Raw genomic sequence first — 15,284 nt, 5'->3', positions numbered from 1 at the left:
ACAGCCATTTAGGCTTTCTGCGCATGAAATTCCTCCCAACCGGACTCTCCGTTCTTTTGCTCTTCACTGCAGCAGTTCAGGCCCAATCCCCGGCTGCCAGCTCCAGCCCGAACATCCCCACAGGCATGGTTCGGAAGGAATATCAGATCACCGGAAATGGGAATCAGGTGTGGGTTTACCATCCCTCCATCATGAAGGAGGATTCCATTCCATGCATTCTCATCGCGGCTGCGGGCACACGCATGTTTCATGGCATGGATCTAGGCGACGGAGATGTCCCTGAACATTTGCCGTATGTGAAGGCTGGATTTGCCGTCGTGGCTTACAGTCTCAGCGGGCCGTGGCCTGCGGATCCCGTGACCGACGCTGGCGTCATCAAAGCAAGCACCACCTTCATCCAAAGCCAGGGCGGTCTCAACGATGCCATTGCAGCTCTGCAACTAGCCAAGGAGAAGCACCCCTTTCTCAGCAACTCCCACGTCTATGCGGCAGGCCATAGTTCCGCTGGTGTTGTAGCTCTGAACCTCGCTCAAAAACTGCCTCTGCTGCGCGGCTGCATCGCCTATGCACCGGCTCCTGATTTGGAGCAACGTTTCGGTGCCAAAGTGATCTCACAGCTAGATACTGGCATCACCGGATTCCGAAAGTTCGTGGAGGAAAATTCTCCCTTCCGGAATGCAGAGCAGATCCACTGCCCGGTGCTTGTCTTCAATGCGCTGGACGATTCCAAAATTCCGCCCGTCACCATCCACGCTTACGTCGAACGCCTTCAAAAGGCAGGCAAAACCGTCAAGCATGTCGAAGTCCCCACCGGTGACCATTATGATTCCATGCTGAATGAGGGCATTCCACAAGGCATTCAGTGGATCAAGACACTGGAAGCCGCCGGCTCAAAACCTTGATCACCCGCTTTTAGCCCGCCTCACGATGCCGTGCCCATCGGCGACACATAATTCAGCGCGATGGTCAGAAAGAAATTCGAAACCAGCATCGTCAGCGAAGAATACACCACCGCACGCGTGGTACCGAGCCCCACACCGACGGCACCATTCTCCGCCATGAGTCCCTGATGGCAGCTGATCAGCGTGATGATGATGCCAAACATCAGCCCCTTGAACATGCCGATTCCCACATCCAGCACCTCGGTGTGATCCACGGTGTGCTGCCAGAACCAGCCGCCCGGCACATCAAAGCCATAAACGATGAGGACATAAGACGACATCAAACCGAAGGCGATGCTTTCCGCCACCAGCAGCGGCATGGAAACACACATCGCCAGAAAGCGCGGCATCACGAGGTAATCCACCGGGTGCACGCCCATGACGCGCAGGGCATCAATCTGCTCGGTCACTTTCATCGTCCCGATGTCCGCCGCCATCGCGGCCCCCACACGCCCTGACACCATCAAGCCCGTCAGCACCGGCCCCAGTTCACGGCAGAGCGCCACTGAGACAATGGCTCCCACGGTCGATTCAATGCCGAATTCCTTGAACTTCGCATAGGACTGAAAGGCAAACACCGCACCAGTGAAGGCCCCCGTCACCACAACGACCAGCTGCGATCCGTAACCAATCGCCATCACCTGGTGCGCCACCAGTTTCAGCCTCCACCTGCCGCTCTTCAATCCGATCATCAGCTCGCCCATCAATGCGGCGATCTGCCCCAGCCACGACAGCACACCAAGAAAACTCCTGCCCACGAAGGCCAGCCAATCCATGCGTTGCAGTGATTCCATGCCGCCATGCATGCCGAATCAAAGCGCGGCGTGAAGCCCTGGCGTTGTGCCTTTTTCGTCACGCGCCGACCTGCATCAAACCATCAACCCCCGCGCGTGTTCATGGGCGCTTTTCGAAATGACGCATGCTTGCAGGCGTTAAAACCCTCGCAACCCATGCTTTAGCTAGCAAACTGAGTGACCGAAAAGCCTAAATATCCAGCCTAACCCTTATGAAAACAATTCGTGCGCTCATCCTTTTCTTGTCATCCATGCCTGCACTCGCTGACATTCACGCTCAAGATGTTCAGGAGAAAGTGGTGGCGGAATTAGCCCCCTTGCAGGCGGATTATGATTCGAAATCAAAAGCACAGGTCATTCAGCCTTATGAAAATGCGATGGCTGATTTGAACGCAAAGTATTTGGCGACCCTTGAGAACTCGCGTGCTTCAGCCCAGAAGACAGGGAAGCTGGATGAGGCACTTGCCTACAAGGCTGAAATTGAATCCATCGCCGCCACGAAGTCCGTGCGTTCGACGGATGATGCTGGCACTCAGGATGGCTTGAAAAAGCTGCGTTCCGCTTACCGCACAGCGGCAGGAAAACTGTCTCAGGAGAAAAGTCGCAAGCTGCAGCCATTGAAAGATGCTTATTCCAAGATGTTGGACCCGCTGGTGATACGGCTGACAAAAGAAGGCCGGCTTGAGGATGCTCAGATTGTCAAAGCCAGGCAGGATCGTCTCAAGCCACTTCCTGCAGGCCCGCTCAAGATCGTTGGCAAATGGAACGTCACGCAAAGCAACGACCTCAAAATGGAAATGACCTTCAACAAGGACTACACCTACAACTACTGGAAAGACACGGGCAATTTCAGCTACAAAGGCGGCAAGTATCTCCTCGTTCACACATGGGACTGGGAAATCAGACTGACAGATGACAATACTTTCGATGGAGTATGCACTCGCGGCGAAGTCGGGGTAAAAATCCACGGAGAACGAATCCCTTGATAGCGCGCGACTGCCCTCGCCCGGTTGGCAGAATTACCTGCGCTACTCCACCCGCGCCGCCTTCAACCGCTCATCCTCCAGATCAAGCCGATACAAGATCTGGTTGTAATCATACCGCGGCGTGGCGATGGGATTGCCGGAAAATGTTTCCGCATAGGTTCCTTGGAAATAGATCAGGCGTCCGTCCTGCTGGTCAAAAAACGCATGATGGCTTGGATTGTAGAAGCTGTACTTCGGATGCGTGGCGATCTTCACCGCTTTGCGCCAAGGGCCTTCAATCTGCTTCGCCTCCACGTACCACACCTCCCCAAGGTAAGATTCCGCGCTGCCTTCCTGTACCGCGATCATGATCCAGCGTTCGCGGTGTTTGTTCCAATGCACGCTGCCTGCATGCAGATGCACCGGCTTGCCTGTTTGAGCATCCACCACCTGCATGCGCGCCTTTTCCTCGGGCATCTTCTTCGCGGCAATAAGGATTGCCTCGTCTTTCTGCGTCGTCGGTTTCTGCGCCTGCTGCCAGACGTAGTCTCCCTGCTCCGCCGACCACGCCAGCGACTCATAAGCGGAGGTGTTTAATACGGAATCATAGCTCGCCTTCACCCGGGTCCGGCAGAAGGGCGTGGAGAAGTAAATCCAGTCACCATTCTCCCCTTTGGTCCGCACGGCATTGCCCTGCGGGTGCTGCCAGTCGAATTCATCCCCCAGCACCGTGGTGCGCTGAAAACGCCCGGTGGATTCATCCAGCTCCGCCAGGCCATGCTCCAGCCGTTTGCCCAGATCACGCCAGCGTGAGAAATGCGCCATGAGATGCTCCTTGTTCGCTGCATCCATGACCGTGTGCATGCCAAAGAGCCACACCGCGCCGGGTTCCTCCACCGGCAGCATCTTGGCCACCGCTCCGTTTTCATCCGTGATGTATTCAAAGTGGATGCCGTGCTCAGGATCAAGCCCCCCACTGTCCGGCGCATCGCTCCACGCCGCCGTGGAGTGGTAATTGCCCAGCGGATAATTGGGGCGATTCGTGTCGCCAAAAATCCAGAAGTAGCGCCCCTTCCAAGACACCACCTGCACCGAGTCCTGCCCCATGACATCCGCAAACAGATTGGGGCTCGGCAGAGGCGCCTCATGCCCCAGCAAAGTGCTGTCACGGTAGATCCCCTGCCCTGTCAGCCGGCACAAACGCTCCGCAATGTTGGTGCGCAGCACTTTAATCTCCACGGACTTTCCTGCCACGGGAGTCAGCCGCATGCCCACAAAGCCAAACCCATCCTTCGGCATCACATACCCAGGCCCTTCAACGCTGAAATACACCGCTCGGTTCATCAGCCCCGGCTCCTCAAAAGCGATCCAACCCGCGCTGTCCGTCGTCAATGCGATGTGATTCGTCGTCTTCAGCGTGATCAGCGGCACGCCTAGCCCCGTTTGTTCATCGATCACGTGAATGCCAAAATAATCCGCCGGTGCAGCACCTAGAAGCGCTGGCAGGCATGGCAAAACCAAAAGCAACCGGCGAAAAGACATGCGTATGATTTATCATGAACAGGGCGCACGAGGAAAGGACTAATTCGTGACGCTTGACACCCGGTTCCCAGATGCGAAGGCGCAGGGCATGTTTTTTGACACGCACACCCACCTCGGCAGCAAACAATTCGACGGCGATCTGCCCGCCGTGCTGGAGCGCGCACGCGCAGCCGGTGTCACCCGCATGGTGGCTCCGGCCACGGATCTCGAAAACGCCCGCAAGCTCCTCGCCATCGCCGAACACCAGCCAGATGTGCGTGTCGCTGTCGGCATTCACCCATGTGATGCAGATTCGGTCAGTGGCGACGCTTGGATCAACGAGCTTCGTGAACTCGCCAGTCACCCCAAAGTCTGCGCCATCGGCGAAATCGGCCTCGATTACTTCCATGCCCCGCCGGAGGGCTTCACCCTCGATGAGTGGAAAGCGCATCAGGCCCGTGTGCTCACCGCGCAGCTCGAACTCGCGGCAGAACTGAAACTGAACGTGATCCTGCACAACCGCGAAAGCTGGGAAGATCTCACCGCGCTCGTGCTGCCCTTCAGCGACCGCCTTCGCGGTGTATTCCACTGCTACACCGGCACCCTTGAGCAGGCTCAGCCACTGCTGGAGCGCAGTCACCTCATCTCGTTCACCGGCATCGTCAGTTTCAAAAATGCCGGCATCATCGCCGAAACCGCGCGTCTCGTGCCTGCGGGCAGCTACATGATCGAGACCGATGCGCCCTACCTCGCTCCGGTTCCCCATCGCGGCAAACGCTGCGAAGCCGCCTACGTGGCAGACACCGCTCGCGCCATCGCCGCCCTGCGCGGCGAAGCCGTCGAGAAAGTCGCCACCGACACGAGCCAGACCGCACTCCAATTCTTCCACGGCTGGGATTGATCTCAGCCGAAAGCATTTCAATCTCACCAACGTTCACTGCCTCACCCATGAAACTGCTCCTTGCTGCATCCCTCCTGCTCGCCTCCATGGCGAGCGCCGCCCAATTCACCGTCGAAAAAACCGCCACGGGCGGTGCCATCGTCAAAGTCGATGGGCAGGTCTTCGCTGAATACATCGTCGATCAGGCCAACAAGCCCTACCTCGCCCCCGTCTTCGGCCCGACCGGCAAACAGATGACGCGCAACTACCCGATGAAAACCATTGAAGGCGAGCAGCATGACCACCCGCACCATCGCGGCATCTGCTTTGGCAGCGAGGGCATCAATGGCATCGAATCCTGGGCCGAACGGCTCACCTTTGGGAATACATCCAAGACTCCGGAACGTGTCAGCAAGCTGGGCAGCGAAAAACACCGCGAGTTCAAAACCTTGGAGGCCAAACCCGATTCCGCCGTGCTCGTCTCCATCATCGACTACCTTGATCCCGATGGAAAAAAATACCTCGAAGAAGAGCGCACCATGATCTTCCGCGCAGAAGAAGGCACCCGCAGCATCGAGATGAAGCAGATCCTGCTCGCCACCGAAGGCACCGCCAAATTTGAAGACAAAAAAGACGCCGGTCTCAGCATCCGCGTTCCCACGGAGATGGCCGTTGAAATCGAAAAGAACAAAAAAGGCAGCGGCCACATCATCAACAGCGAAGGCCTCACCGATGCTGCAGCCTGGGGCAAACGCGCCAAATGGTGCGATTACTACGGCATCGTCGGCGGAGAAAAACTCGGCGTCGCCATGCTGAATCATCCTTCCAGCTTCCGCTTCCCCACCCCATGGCACGTCCGCACCTACGGCCTCTTCACCGCCAATCCCTTCGGCACCAAGTCGCTCGACAAAGACGCCCCTGACGGAGCCTATGAACTCAAAAAGGGCGAATACACCCTCCTGCGCCATCTCTTCCTCTTCCACAAAGGTGACGAGAAGGAAGGGAAGGTTGCCGAAGCCTACGAGGCCTTTGCCAAGCAGTAAGCACACCGATTGAAAAGACGAGGCGAAAAGAGATGCATGGCGTTGCCGCCTGCTCTTTTTTCGCCTCATGTTTTTTCACCGCCTGCTCTTCCTTCTTGGTCTCGCCTCGCCTCTAGCTGCAGCAGATTTTGATCTCGTCGTTTACGGCGGCACTCCCGCAGGTCTGAGCGCCGGCATCATTGCCGCACGTGAAGGTGCGTCAGTAGTCGTCATCGAGCCCACAAAATGGATTGGCGGCATGGTCACCGGCGGTCTCTGCCGCTCTGACGTCGGCAAGGAGGAGACCATCGGCGGTTTCCCACGCGAGTTTTTCGCCCGCGCCGCTGCCGCGAAGCCGGGCACCCCCATGTGGTATGCGGAGCCGAGCGTGAACCTGAGCACGCTTCAAACAATGCTGCAGGAAGCCGGTGTTAAAGTGGTCACGGCGCAGTCGCTCAAGTCCATCAAGAAGGAGAGCGCACGCATCACCAGCCTGACCACGAGCGACGGTACTCTCTACCACGGCAAAGAGTTCATCGACGCCACCTATGAGGGCGATCTCATGGCGGCGGCGAAGGTCAGCTACATCGTCGGGCGTGAGAGCACCGCGCAGTATGGCGAGCCGCTTGCGGGCTATCACCCGATGCCGATTCGTCCGCGCGCAATCGAAGTGATGGAGAGCGACTGCCCCAGCATCGGCGGCAAAGGCCCCAGCTACATTCACGGCACCCCCACGAGCATCTCCGGTCTGGATGCGCAGGGCAACCCCATCTTCGGCGTCTTCCCAGATCCCAAGCTCGCCCCCGGCAGCGCGGACAAAAGCACCCAGAGCTACAACTTCCGCATCTGCGTTACGCAGCGCGCAGACATCCTGGCTCCCTTCCCAAAGCCCGCGAGTTACGATCCCGCTAAATACGAACTGCTGCTGCGCCTGATTCAAGCATTCCCCGGCGTTCGCTTCGGCCGCTTGTTCCATCTCGGCAATGTCGCCAATGGCAAATACGACCTCAATGCCCAAGGCCTGTTCTCCACCGACTATCCCGGCGCAAACTTCGACTACCCTGATGGGGATGCCGCCACACGCGCACGCATCTGGCAGGACCACACCGACTTCATCCAGGGCATGCTGTGGTTCCTTGGCCATGACGAACGTGTGCCCCAGAGCCTGCTGGACCAGACCAACTCCTGGGGCCTGTGCAAAGACGAATTCGCCGACAACGCCCACTGGCCCTATGCACTGTATGTACGTGAAGGCCGCCGCATGATCGGTGAATACGTCATGGTGCAGAAGGATCTGCAGACCGACATCTTCAAAGACGACTCCGTCGGCATGGGCTCGTTCCTGATCGACTGCCACATCGTCCAGCGCATCCTTGCCGAAGACGGCACCGTCCGTGATGAGGGCAGCTTTCAAGACACCCCGGCACTGCCTTATCAGATCCCCTATCGCAGCCTGGCGCCCAAGCGCACCGAGTGTGAAAACCTGCTCGTACCCGTCTGCCTCTCCGCCAGCCACATTGCCTACTGCTCACTGCGCATGGAACCGGTCTATATGGCACTGGGCCATGCATCAGGCCTCGCCGCCGTGATGGCGATCAAAGCGAAGACCCCGGTGCAAAACATCGACGTTCCCACCTTGCGGAAAAAACTGCTCGAACAAAAAGCCGTGCTCGAACTCGCCTCGCTCGCCCACATGGTCCGCTCCGCCAAGCTGCCTGGCATTGTCATGAGCGAGCAGGAAGCTGAGCAGATCGGACACTGGACCGGCAGCGCCTATGGCAATCCCGTCGATGGCTCAAGCATCCATGACGCCAACACCGAGAAAGGTGCCAAAAGCGTCATCTATCGGATGAAAATCCCCGCCACAGGCAAATACGAAGTACGCGTGTCCTATGCCTCTGCGCCCAACCGTGCCAGCAATGTCCCGGTGACCGTTGAACACGCCCAGGGCACGCAGACAGTGCTCGTGAATCAACGCAAGGCACCGCCCATCGACAAGCTCTTCATCATCCTTGGCGTCTTCCCATTCACGGCAGACAAGAGCGCCGTCATCACGATCAGCACCAAGGACACGGACGGCATCGTCGGAGCTGACGCTGTGCAGTTGATCAAGGCCCGCTAGACACGGAAAGTACGACCACGAATCAATTTGAACCGATGTATTGGCAAGAACCCCACTATCCAATGAAAAACATCATCCAGTTACTCACTCTTGGTTTATTCATGGCGACCTTGTCCAGCTGCGTGGATGCAGGTGGCTACGTGGCCACCCGTCCAGGATATTCCCGCCCAGGACATTATCACCGTGCGCCCGCACCCCGTCCGTATTACCCGGGGAACAGCTACTACGGCCACAGCCACAATCACCCGACCTATTATCATTCCAGGCCTGCCCCCCGGCCTGCGGGCGTGAACGCTCGTGTGGGAACTCGTGGGCTGCCACTCAATGTGAACAGCAACACACGTCTCGGCATCTTCTGATTTCTCTGGCCAGCCCCCCATTGGCACGTGGCGGATGACTCGTTCATCCGCCACGTAATTTTTTATATGCTAGGCTGAAATCCCCTGTTTACACCCCCAGCAGTTCGCGTGCTTCCACCTGCCCGGGTGCCGGACGGCCAAACTCACTCGCCGTCACACGTGCAAGTGCCGTCAGCTGGCGCCATCGGAAGGCGGGGCGGGTACGGTGAAACTCATCCCAGGTTGTCTGGAAATACTTCTCCGCATGCAGCGCACCATCTTCACTGACGGCGTAGCGCAGCAAAGTCTTGAACACAGCCTCCGAGTCCATTCCCTGCATTCCACAGCGATGCACCACACCCGAGGCATGCGCTTGGAGATTCAGTCGAATGTTTTCATCCAGCTCAGCGAGCAGCTTCGCCTGATCCGTGTTCTGGCTGATGTATCTCTTCGGTGGCATTGGCTCCCATTCGAGAAAATGCTGACCAGTGGCCGCACCACGATCACGCGCCACCTGCCATGCACCGAGAATCAGGCAGGCAAAGACATTCCGCCCCTTGCTGACTTGCGAGAGATTGCGCCACGCATGCACCGAGTCGCTCGCATGCACGCCCACAGAGTCGCCATGCACGCTGCCAGGCGGTTTGCCCGGAGCTTCCCACTCAGGCGGGCGGCCATGATCCCGCAGCACCAGTTGGTTCGCCGCCAGCGAGATCGCCTCACCGATTTCATGCGGATCAAATCCCTCCGCCAAAGCCGCAGCGACCGCACCTGAGGCGTCTTCTGGTGTGCCGCTGAAAATCGTCATGCTAAGTCTCTCTACCATGGCGTCCTCCATGGACCTCGTACCGGGCTGCCTTCCCATGAGCTTGTACTCATCCATCAGTTTCGACAGCGCTTTGCTATGTTCATCCCATTCGGGGCGGCGGGCATTCTCCGAGTTCAGACAGTAGCGCAAAGACATGCGCAGCATCGTGGTGGCATGCTCGCGGCCCACGACATCCAGCAGATCCCAGGCGCGGTACGGCAGCACCGTGCGGTGCACCTCGGGGTTGTCCTGCACGCATTCTAGCAAGGCGTTGAAACCGTCATCCGCGTTTTGCTTCATCATCGTGGCAAAGATTTTTTCCGCAGCGGCGGTGTCCTTGCTCCTCACCACGTTGTGTAGATCCGCCGCCGTTGGTTTGTCGCCTCCAGCTGAAACAGGATGCAGCACCTCTTCGCCACGCCCGCCGTGTTCCTGCATGCGGTTGGTGTTGCGGTACAAAACCTTGAACACCGGCAGCGCTGCCTGCTTGTCCGGCATTGACGCGGCCATCTTCAGCGCTGGATGCAGCGCCATCAGCGTGTGAAAACCAATGTAGTCCTCCCCGCCGAAAGTTCGTGCATTTGCCAGCACACCTGCGGCCACAAGCTGTTTCAAGGACGCGCCCGCCTTGAGCTTTGCGGCAAGGGCAGGCTGCAGTTTCGACACGGACGTCTCCTGCATGAAGCAGACCAGCGCCTCCATTTCACCGAAGTTCAATGCGGCAGACGATTCCTCCGCACCGGCGGAGCTGATGCCGAACTCAGCTGCGAACGCGGGACCGAGGGTGGCTAGCAAGGTTCCCTTGCCCACATCGGCAAGGAACGCACGGCGGGATTGCAGTTCATTCATGATGACCTCCTTGGTTGGGATTGCGTTGAGTGTCCTGATTTGCAGGAACGCGGTCAATGCCCAATTTGGAGGCGTTTGAAAGATCGCTATCTGCCGGCTTTCATCTCCGCGAACTCCGCCCAGCAGGCCCGTGTCGGCGCCCACGAGGCATCACCACCGCCGTGAAAGGTTTCAAAGTAGAGACCATCCACGCCAAAGCTGCCCACCGTACGCCACTCCATGTCGGTTCGTTCCACCATCGGCTTTTCGTCGATCCACACGCGCAAAGTGCCATCACGTTTGCCCACGGCGTTCATCGTCACGGCGACCCTCACCTTGACCGGCGTTTCCGTTGGAAAGCGGAAGTCAGCGGGAAAGGCAAAGCTGTCGCCATAGTCACCCTTTTGATTCTTGTGGTACACATAGGCCTCGCCTCGGCCGTCTTTGCGCCACATCAGACGCGCTGAGAAGCCGTTCGTCCCTGTCGCCCGGCGGCCACCGCTCACGTTGTCCGGACCACCGCACAGTCCCGGCAGCTTGCCACCTTTGACGAAATCGAAATCCTTGCTGAAGCGCACCGTGTAGCTCAGCTCCGCCGTCTCATGCTTTCCAAACGGCATCCGCCAGCCCGCACCACCTTCCTCAGGACCAATCTTCCCGACGGCAAAGTTCACACGCAGCCATGGCGCCGCATCGCGTTCGACAATGTCGACACGCCCTTGTGCGATGCCACCCTCAAATTCACAGCCCGGCCAGTCGTTCTTCCATCGCTTGATCGTGTAAGGTCCCGGCTGGCCAGCCAAGGTGATTGCCAGGGGAAGATCTGCCGCCAGAACGGCATGCAGCGACGCAAAAAGGAAGAAAACAAGCACACGCATGCAGGCCGGATACCACGGCAGCGCATGGAAAACATCCAAAATCATACCGGGTTTCCAGCGTCTACACCCCTCTGGTCGGTGCTCCAACACCCGAAAGTTGACCTTCAAGAATAAAACTCACTTGCACCAAGCCCAGACACGATTAAAACTCCCTCCCTTCCAACGCTGTTTGGTTTCAAACATGCCTCCGTAGCTCAGTTGGTAGAGCAGTTGACTCTTAATCAATTTGTCGTAGGTTCGAATCCTACCGGGGGTACCACTCATGGAAGAGTGGCACGAGTTTCAAAACTCGGCATTCACCACCGGGCGCACGCTCTTGAAAGCCTCGGCATACTTCGCCCCGCAGGCCAGCCCACGATACCGGGAAAGCACGCTCTTCGTCTCCATCGCGGCATCCGTTTTGGCAGGGTCATACTCTTCCTTGCGCACGTAGGCCATCAACCGTCCCAGCCACTCGCTCGCAGCTGGCCATTCAGTGGAAACATCGACATAGGTGTCCGGCTCAAAGCCGATCGTATGCCCGGGGCCGTTGTCGTACCAATACACGCGTGAGGGTGCCTTCACCTCATCGCGCCCGAGCAGGCGCGCCGGTTGATACAAGGCCGCATGGCAGATCGCGCTGGCAGCCTCGTGGTCAGGATGGCGGTCGCGCGGCCAGAGCATGAAGGCGGTGTCGGGTTTCACCTCGGCCACCACTTCGGCCACGGCTCGCTTGGTCTCCAGCGTCGGCTCGAAGCCCAGGCTCTTGTAGGGCAAAAAACGCATCTCGATGCCCCGCTCAGCGGCAAGTTGTTTTGAAAGCTCCAGCAGGCCCTGCTCCCGACCTTTGACCGGCGGCCAGTTGGTGTAGTCACCGATCAGGCTGAGAATGACCACTCGCTGATGTTTCTGCACGGCCCGCAGAAGCGTGCCAGGGATGCCAAAGGGACAGTCGTCATAATGTGCGCCGATGGCAAGAATGCTGCGTGTCATGGATCAGGATGCGCATGATTGCCCCTGAGAGCAAGCAACTCAGCAGCTTTGATTGCATGACCCGTTTCGGGCAACCTTCGCAGGTTAACTCGGAAACGATATTAGTCATACCTAGCTTCGTTTTTCAAATATATATCCATCATATATAATTTCCATTGCACAATTGAGTCGCAAAGATCATACTCAAGAACAATGTCTCCAACGGAACACATTTCTCTAAATTCTCCATACCAGCACGCTTGAGTTATGATTGAAGGGCCACAACTCTTTGGATCCCTCGCCTTGGCAAGTCATCGCAATGGCTCTCCAATCAAGTTGCCGCGGGCACAAGATGAGGTGGTCATGCTGGCCTTTGATCAGCGAAACAGCCGTTTGGTGGAACTCCATATTTTCACCGGAAAAGCCGCTCCGGCTCCAGCCCCAAGTCAGCAGCCCACCATGAGACGCTGGGTCAAGCCCGTGAGCTGGCAGTCGCGCCGCCAGTGGGCGGCCCCACGGCTGGAAGGACACAAATCCAAGTCCAGTGCACGCCGGAAAGCGAAAAAATCGCGGGGCCCATCCAAGTTCCTCCACAGGTTTTACGAGCCGAATACCACCTTGGCCCCAGTGGAGGTGACGCCCGAAGTGGTCGATGAAGGCCTGCAGCTTCGCACTCTGGAACTGCTGCAAAGCGCGGCAGTCATGCGCGGCCAGTCCTTCATGACGATTCTCGAAGTCGGCGTTGATGATGGCCTGCCCTATTTCGTCACCGACCTGAATGAGGGAGAGTTCGTCCAGGAGTATGTCCAGCGACGCGGGGCCCTGCCCACCGTGACATCGCTGGCCTTGGTGCATCAGCTTCTCCAAGACCTGGGAAGAGCCGAGGACCAAGGACAGTTGCTCTCAACGGTACGCATGGACCAGGTGTTGGTCACCACCCAGGAAGAGGAGTTTTTACAGCTCCGGCTGTATGATTACGGCCTGTCACAGCCAAGGTCCGAGGCCTTTGGCCAGCACAGCTCGCGATTCGTTGACGAGGCCTGCCGTTTGCTCTTTCTGCTCATGACCGGGCAGACCTATCCAGGCGGCAATCCCGACGACTTCAGCATCATCGCAGAACTGCCAGCGAGCCTGCGCTTCGTCATCAAATCGGTCCTGACAAGCCCCTCAGCTCATTCGATTTCGAGAAAGTCTCTGCGTGACGAAATTCGCGAGGCAATGTGCTCCTACGTAACGCTGGTGCAGGCGCGCAATCCCAAGCTGCTGCTGGTGGCAGATCCTTCCACGCTGCCCGTCTCCCACCTGCAGACATTGCTGCTGGGAGAAATTCCGCTGAAAACCCTGTTTGGCGCGAGTTTCCGGATCCAAAACCCCGAGCTTTCTGGCTGCCATCCCTTCACGATTTCGGCAGTCAACGTGTCCGCCGAACAGCCGGTCACCCTGCATCTGCTGCCGCCCGAGCGCATCGCTCATCAGTCTGACTTCATGGCGCTTCCTCCGCAGGTCTGGCGGCAGGATCCAGCCCGGCAGACCAACCTCCTGCACATGATAGGTCTCTGGAAGGGGCCTGACTGGGCGTTTCTTTCTGAAGCGCGTGAGCCGGGCATGTCCCTGAGCGCCCTCATGGCGAAACGCGGCTCTCTCAATCCCGGAGAAGTCATCACTCTGCTGCGGCAGATCCATGCAGGTTTGGAACAGGCGGCGGAAACAGGTGTTCAGCGCGTGGATGTGGATCCGGCCAATATTCAACTCTGTGTCGGCTACGACGGCCCCGTCCTCCCTCGTGATCTGGAGCGCCTGCATCAAAAGCGGCTGGATGCCTGGCCAAAATTTGTGGTGAAGCTCCGCCTGCACAAGACGATGCGCAGCCTGTGCAAGCCACGGCTGATCGATCTGAGCCCATGGGAATACAACCCAGATGAAGAAACAAGCGGCATCGCTGCCCGTGATGAGCGTCATCGCACCTTCATCGGTCTGGCGGCCTATCTTCTCACGGGAGAAGGTCAGTTGCGCGAGATTGCCGAATTCCCCTCCAGCATGCCTGAAATGGCGGCAGGCTATCTGCATGAGTGCCTGCAGTGGGCATTGAGCGGCAGCACCGTCCCCTACCCGTCCGAATTCACGGAAAAGCTCTCCCACCTCCTGACCGCAGCCAGTGCCGAGATGAACTCCATCGAGGACCCGCTTGCTTCACAGGAAGTCACCAGCGCAGGTTTCGTCTCCGATTTTGAGGAAGACCAAGCCCCGGTCGATGCCTCCGTGGATCATGGGAGGAAAACCTTCCTCCTTGCTCCTGTCAGTGGTGATCTCAAGTCACTCGATTTCCATCGTCCCTCTCATCCCCAGTTTAAATTCCCATGGCTGGCCCTGGCTGCCACGGTCATGCTTCTGGGGGCACTGACCTGGATGATCTTTGGTGAATTGCCAGATGCCAGTTCAGGAGTGCTCACTGCGGCGCCGAATTCGCTCCCACAAGTCGCTGTCCGTTTGCAGGAGAAGGTCGCAGAGATCCCTACAAAACCAGCGACCATTCCGCCCCTTGAGGCGCCGCCCCAGCCCGTCGTGAATAAAACGCCCGTGGCGTTGGTCGAGCCTCCCACCCTCTCACCATCCCCGCCACCTGCCGTGGTAGCGGATCATTCGATGTCGGTGGCGCTCGAGCCAGAAGCATCAGCACTTCCCCTCCTCGGAAATATCACACGCGAGGAGAAGCAACCTGCGGAAAAAAGGGTCATGCCCTCCCAGCAGCAGCCTCAGCTTGTGGCATCGGCGAATGCGGTCAGCAGCATCCCGGCACCCGATGCTGAACCGGTCATCCGCCGGGCCATTCTCACGACCCCGGAAAATAATAAACCTTCTCAGCCCGCGCTCCCTCCAAAAGAGATTGCCACCAATCCAGCTCCGCTTCCCGCCCCGGCAATGTCATCAACCCCTGCGCTGGTCGTAGCAGCTACCGAACCTCCGAAGGCTCCTCTCAATCCGCCAGCAGCAGCACCGTCCGCCCCGCCGGCTGAAGTCGCTAAATTGGAGGAAGTCACCATCCGCCACGCGATCGTCCTGACCCCGGAAGAAATCAACGAGACCCTCCGCGCGCAGGCCAAAGCGCGGAAACGAACCTCCAGAAGACGCTGACTCCTCGGAGTCGCGCTTCGTTCGCGGGAAAGCTCATTCAGCGGTTGCAAGGAACGCAGTGATTCGGCACGCTCATGAGCGGAGCACTTTCAGCTCCACACGGA

General features: G+C 58.2%; 12 protein-coding genes and 1 tRNA gene. 8 read left to right on the top strand and 5 right to left on the bottom strand.

Annotated elements, in window-relative coordinates; translation table 11 throughout:
* Positions 1–23 precede the first annotated feature (23 nt).
* Positions 24–902 carry an alpha/beta hydrolase family protein gene (locus AC24GY_RS03675; RefSeq protein WP_422320116.1) on the top strand — a complete coding sequence of 293 codons (879 nt, stop codon included), beginning with the start codon at positions 24–26 and terminating at the stop codon, positions 900–902.
* 20 nt (positions 903–922) lie between these two features.
* Here the strand turns inward: AC24GY_RS03675 and AC24GY_RS03670 are convergent, their stop codons facing one another.
* Complete coding sequence (locus AC24GY_RS03670) at positions 923–1,735, bottom strand: MlaE family ABC transporter permease (RefSeq protein WP_487680385.1); 813 nt, start codon at positions 1,733–1,735, stop codon at positions 923–925.
* A gap of 212 nt (positions 1,736–1,947) precedes the next feature.
* On the opposite strand from AC24GY_RS03670, the gene AC24GY_RS03665 reads away from it, so the two are divergent.
* A complete protein-coding gene (locus AC24GY_RS03665) occupies positions 1,948–2,721 on the top strand; it encodes a lipocalin-like domain-containing protein (RefSeq protein ID WP_487680383.1) in 774 nt (257 codons plus the stop codon).
* A 42-nt stretch (positions 2,722–2,763) separates the two neighbouring features.
* Here the strand turns inward: AC24GY_RS03665 and AC24GY_RS03660 are convergent, their stop codons facing one another.
* Positions 2,764–4,242: a hypothetical protein gene (locus AC24GY_RS03660; protein WP_487680381.1), complete on the bottom strand. Its 1,479-nt coding sequence runs from the start codon at positions 4,240–4,242 to the stop codon at positions 2,764–2,766.
* Between the two features lie 88 nt (positions 4,243–4,330).
* On the opposite strand from AC24GY_RS03660, the gene AC24GY_RS03655 reads away from it, so the two are divergent.
* From AC24GY_RS03655 to AC24GY_RS03640, 4 genes are all read left to right on the top strand, one after another.
* The gene (locus AC24GY_RS03655; protein WP_487680379.1) at positions 4,331–5,122 is read left to right on the top strand and encodes a TatD family hydrolase; all 792 of its coding nucleotides are present in this window, start codon (positions 4,331–4,333) and stop codon (positions 5,120–5,122) included.
* 47 nt (positions 5,123–5,169) lie between these two features.
* Entirely contained in the window at positions 5,170–6,144 is a 975-nt protein-coding gene (locus AC24GY_RS03650) for a DUF6807 domain-containing protein (protein WP_487680377.1), read from the top strand.
* A gap of 67 nt (positions 6,145–6,211) precedes the next feature.
* The gene (locus tag AC24GY_RS03645) at positions 6,212–8,245 is read left to right on the top strand and encodes an FAD-dependent oxidoreductase (RefSeq protein ID WP_487680375.1); all 2,034 of its coding nucleotides are present in this window, start codon (positions 6,212–6,214) and stop codon (positions 8,243–8,245) included.
* Between the two features lie 101 nt (positions 8,246–8,346).
* Positions 8,347–8,604 carry a hypothetical protein gene (locus AC24GY_RS03640; RefSeq protein WP_487680373.1) on the top strand — a complete coding sequence of 86 codons (258 nt, stop codon included), beginning with the start codon at positions 8,347–8,349 and terminating at the stop codon, positions 8,602–8,604.
* Between the two features lie 88 nt (positions 8,605–8,692).
* On the opposite strand, the gene AC24GY_RS03635 is transcribed toward AC24GY_RS03640, so the two are convergent.
* On the bottom strand, positions 8,693–10,240 hold the full coding sequence (locus AC24GY_RS03635; protein ID WP_487680371.1) for a hypothetical protein: 1,548 nt from the start codon (positions 10,238–10,240) through the stop codon (positions 8,693–8,695).
* Between the two features lie 86 nt (positions 10,241–10,326).
* A complete protein-coding gene (locus AC24GY_RS03630) occupies positions 10,327–11,142 on the bottom strand; it encodes a polysaccharide lyase (RefSeq protein ID WP_487680369.1) in 816 nt (271 codons plus the stop codon).
* Positions 11,143–11,280: 138 nt separating this feature from the next.
* On the opposite strand from AC24GY_RS03630, the gene AC24GY_RS03625 reads away from it, so the two are divergent.
* A tRNA-Lys gene (locus AC24GY_RS03625) sits at positions 11,281–11,356 on the top strand.
* 23 nt (positions 11,357–11,379) lie between these two features.
* On the opposite strand, the gene AC24GY_RS03620 is transcribed toward AC24GY_RS03625, so the two are convergent.
* Positions 11,380–12,069, bottom strand: a complete 690-nt coding sequence (locus tag AC24GY_RS03620; RefSeq protein ID WP_487680367.1) for a PIG-L deacetylase family protein — start codon at positions 12,067–12,069, stop codon at positions 11,380–11,382.
* Between the two features lie 438 nt (positions 12,070–12,507).
* On the opposite strand from AC24GY_RS03620, the gene AC24GY_RS03615 reads away from it, so the two are divergent.
* Positions 12,508–15,180, top strand: coding sequence for a protein kinase family protein (locus AC24GY_RS03615; RefSeq protein WP_487680365.1), 2,673 nt, complete (start codon positions 12,508–12,510; stop codon positions 15,178–15,180).
* Positions 15,181–15,284 lie beyond the last annotated feature (104 nt).

Source organism: Prosthecobacter sp. Pr1 (assembly GCF_057652315.1).
Note: the sequence above shows the minus strand (reverse complement) of the source record. Positions and strands in the feature narration are given on the sequence as shown.

Excerpts from the sequence above, each read along its gene's own strand:
- AC24GY_RS03675 (WP_422320116.1), top strand. The coding sequence starts at position 24 with ATGAAATTCCTCCCAACCGGACTCTCCGTTCTTTTGCTCTTCACTGCA.
- AC24GY_RS03670 (WP_487680385.1), bottom strand. The coding sequence starts at position 1,735 with ATGGAATCACTGCAACGCATGGATTGGCTGGCCTTCGTGGGCAGGAGT.
- AC24GY_RS03665 (WP_487680383.1), top strand. The coding sequence starts at position 1,948 with ATGAAAACAATTCGTGCGCTCATCCTTTTCTTGTCATCCATGCCTGCA.
- AC24GY_RS03660 (WP_487680381.1), bottom strand. The coding sequence starts at position 4,242 with ATGTCTTTTCGCCGGTTGCTTTTGGTTTTGCCATGCCTGCCAGCGCTT.
- AC24GY_RS03655 (WP_487680379.1), top strand. The coding sequence starts at position 4,331 with ATGTTTTTTGACACGCACACCCACCTCGGCAGCAAACAATTCGACGGC.
- AC24GY_RS03650 (WP_487680377.1), top strand. The coding sequence starts at position 5,170 with ATGAAACTGCTCCTTGCTGCATCCCTCCTGCTCGCCTCCATGGCGAGC.
- AC24GY_RS03645 (WP_487680375.1), top strand. The coding sequence starts at position 6,212 with ATGTTTTTTCACCGCCTGCTCTTCCTTCTTGGTCTCGCCTCGCCTCTA.
- AC24GY_RS03640 (WP_487680373.1), top strand. The coding sequence starts at position 8,347 with ATGGCGACCTTGTCCAGCTGCGTGGATGCAGGTGGCTACGTGGCCACC.
- AC24GY_RS03635 (WP_487680371.1), bottom strand. The coding sequence starts at position 10,240 with ATGAATGAACTGCAATCCCGCCGTGCGTTCCTTGCCGATGTGGGCAAG.
- AC24GY_RS03630 (WP_487680369.1), bottom strand. The coding sequence starts at position 11,142 with ATGATTTTGGATGTTTTCCATGCGCTGCCGTGGTATCCGGCCTGCATG.
- AC24GY_RS03620 (WP_487680367.1), bottom strand. The coding sequence starts at position 12,069 with ATGACACGCAGCATTCTTGCCATCGGCGCACATTATGACGACTGTCCC.
- AC24GY_RS03615 (WP_487680365.1), top strand. The coding sequence starts at position 12,508 with ATGAGACGCTGGGTCAAGCCCGTGAGCTGGCAGTCGCGCCGCCAGTGG.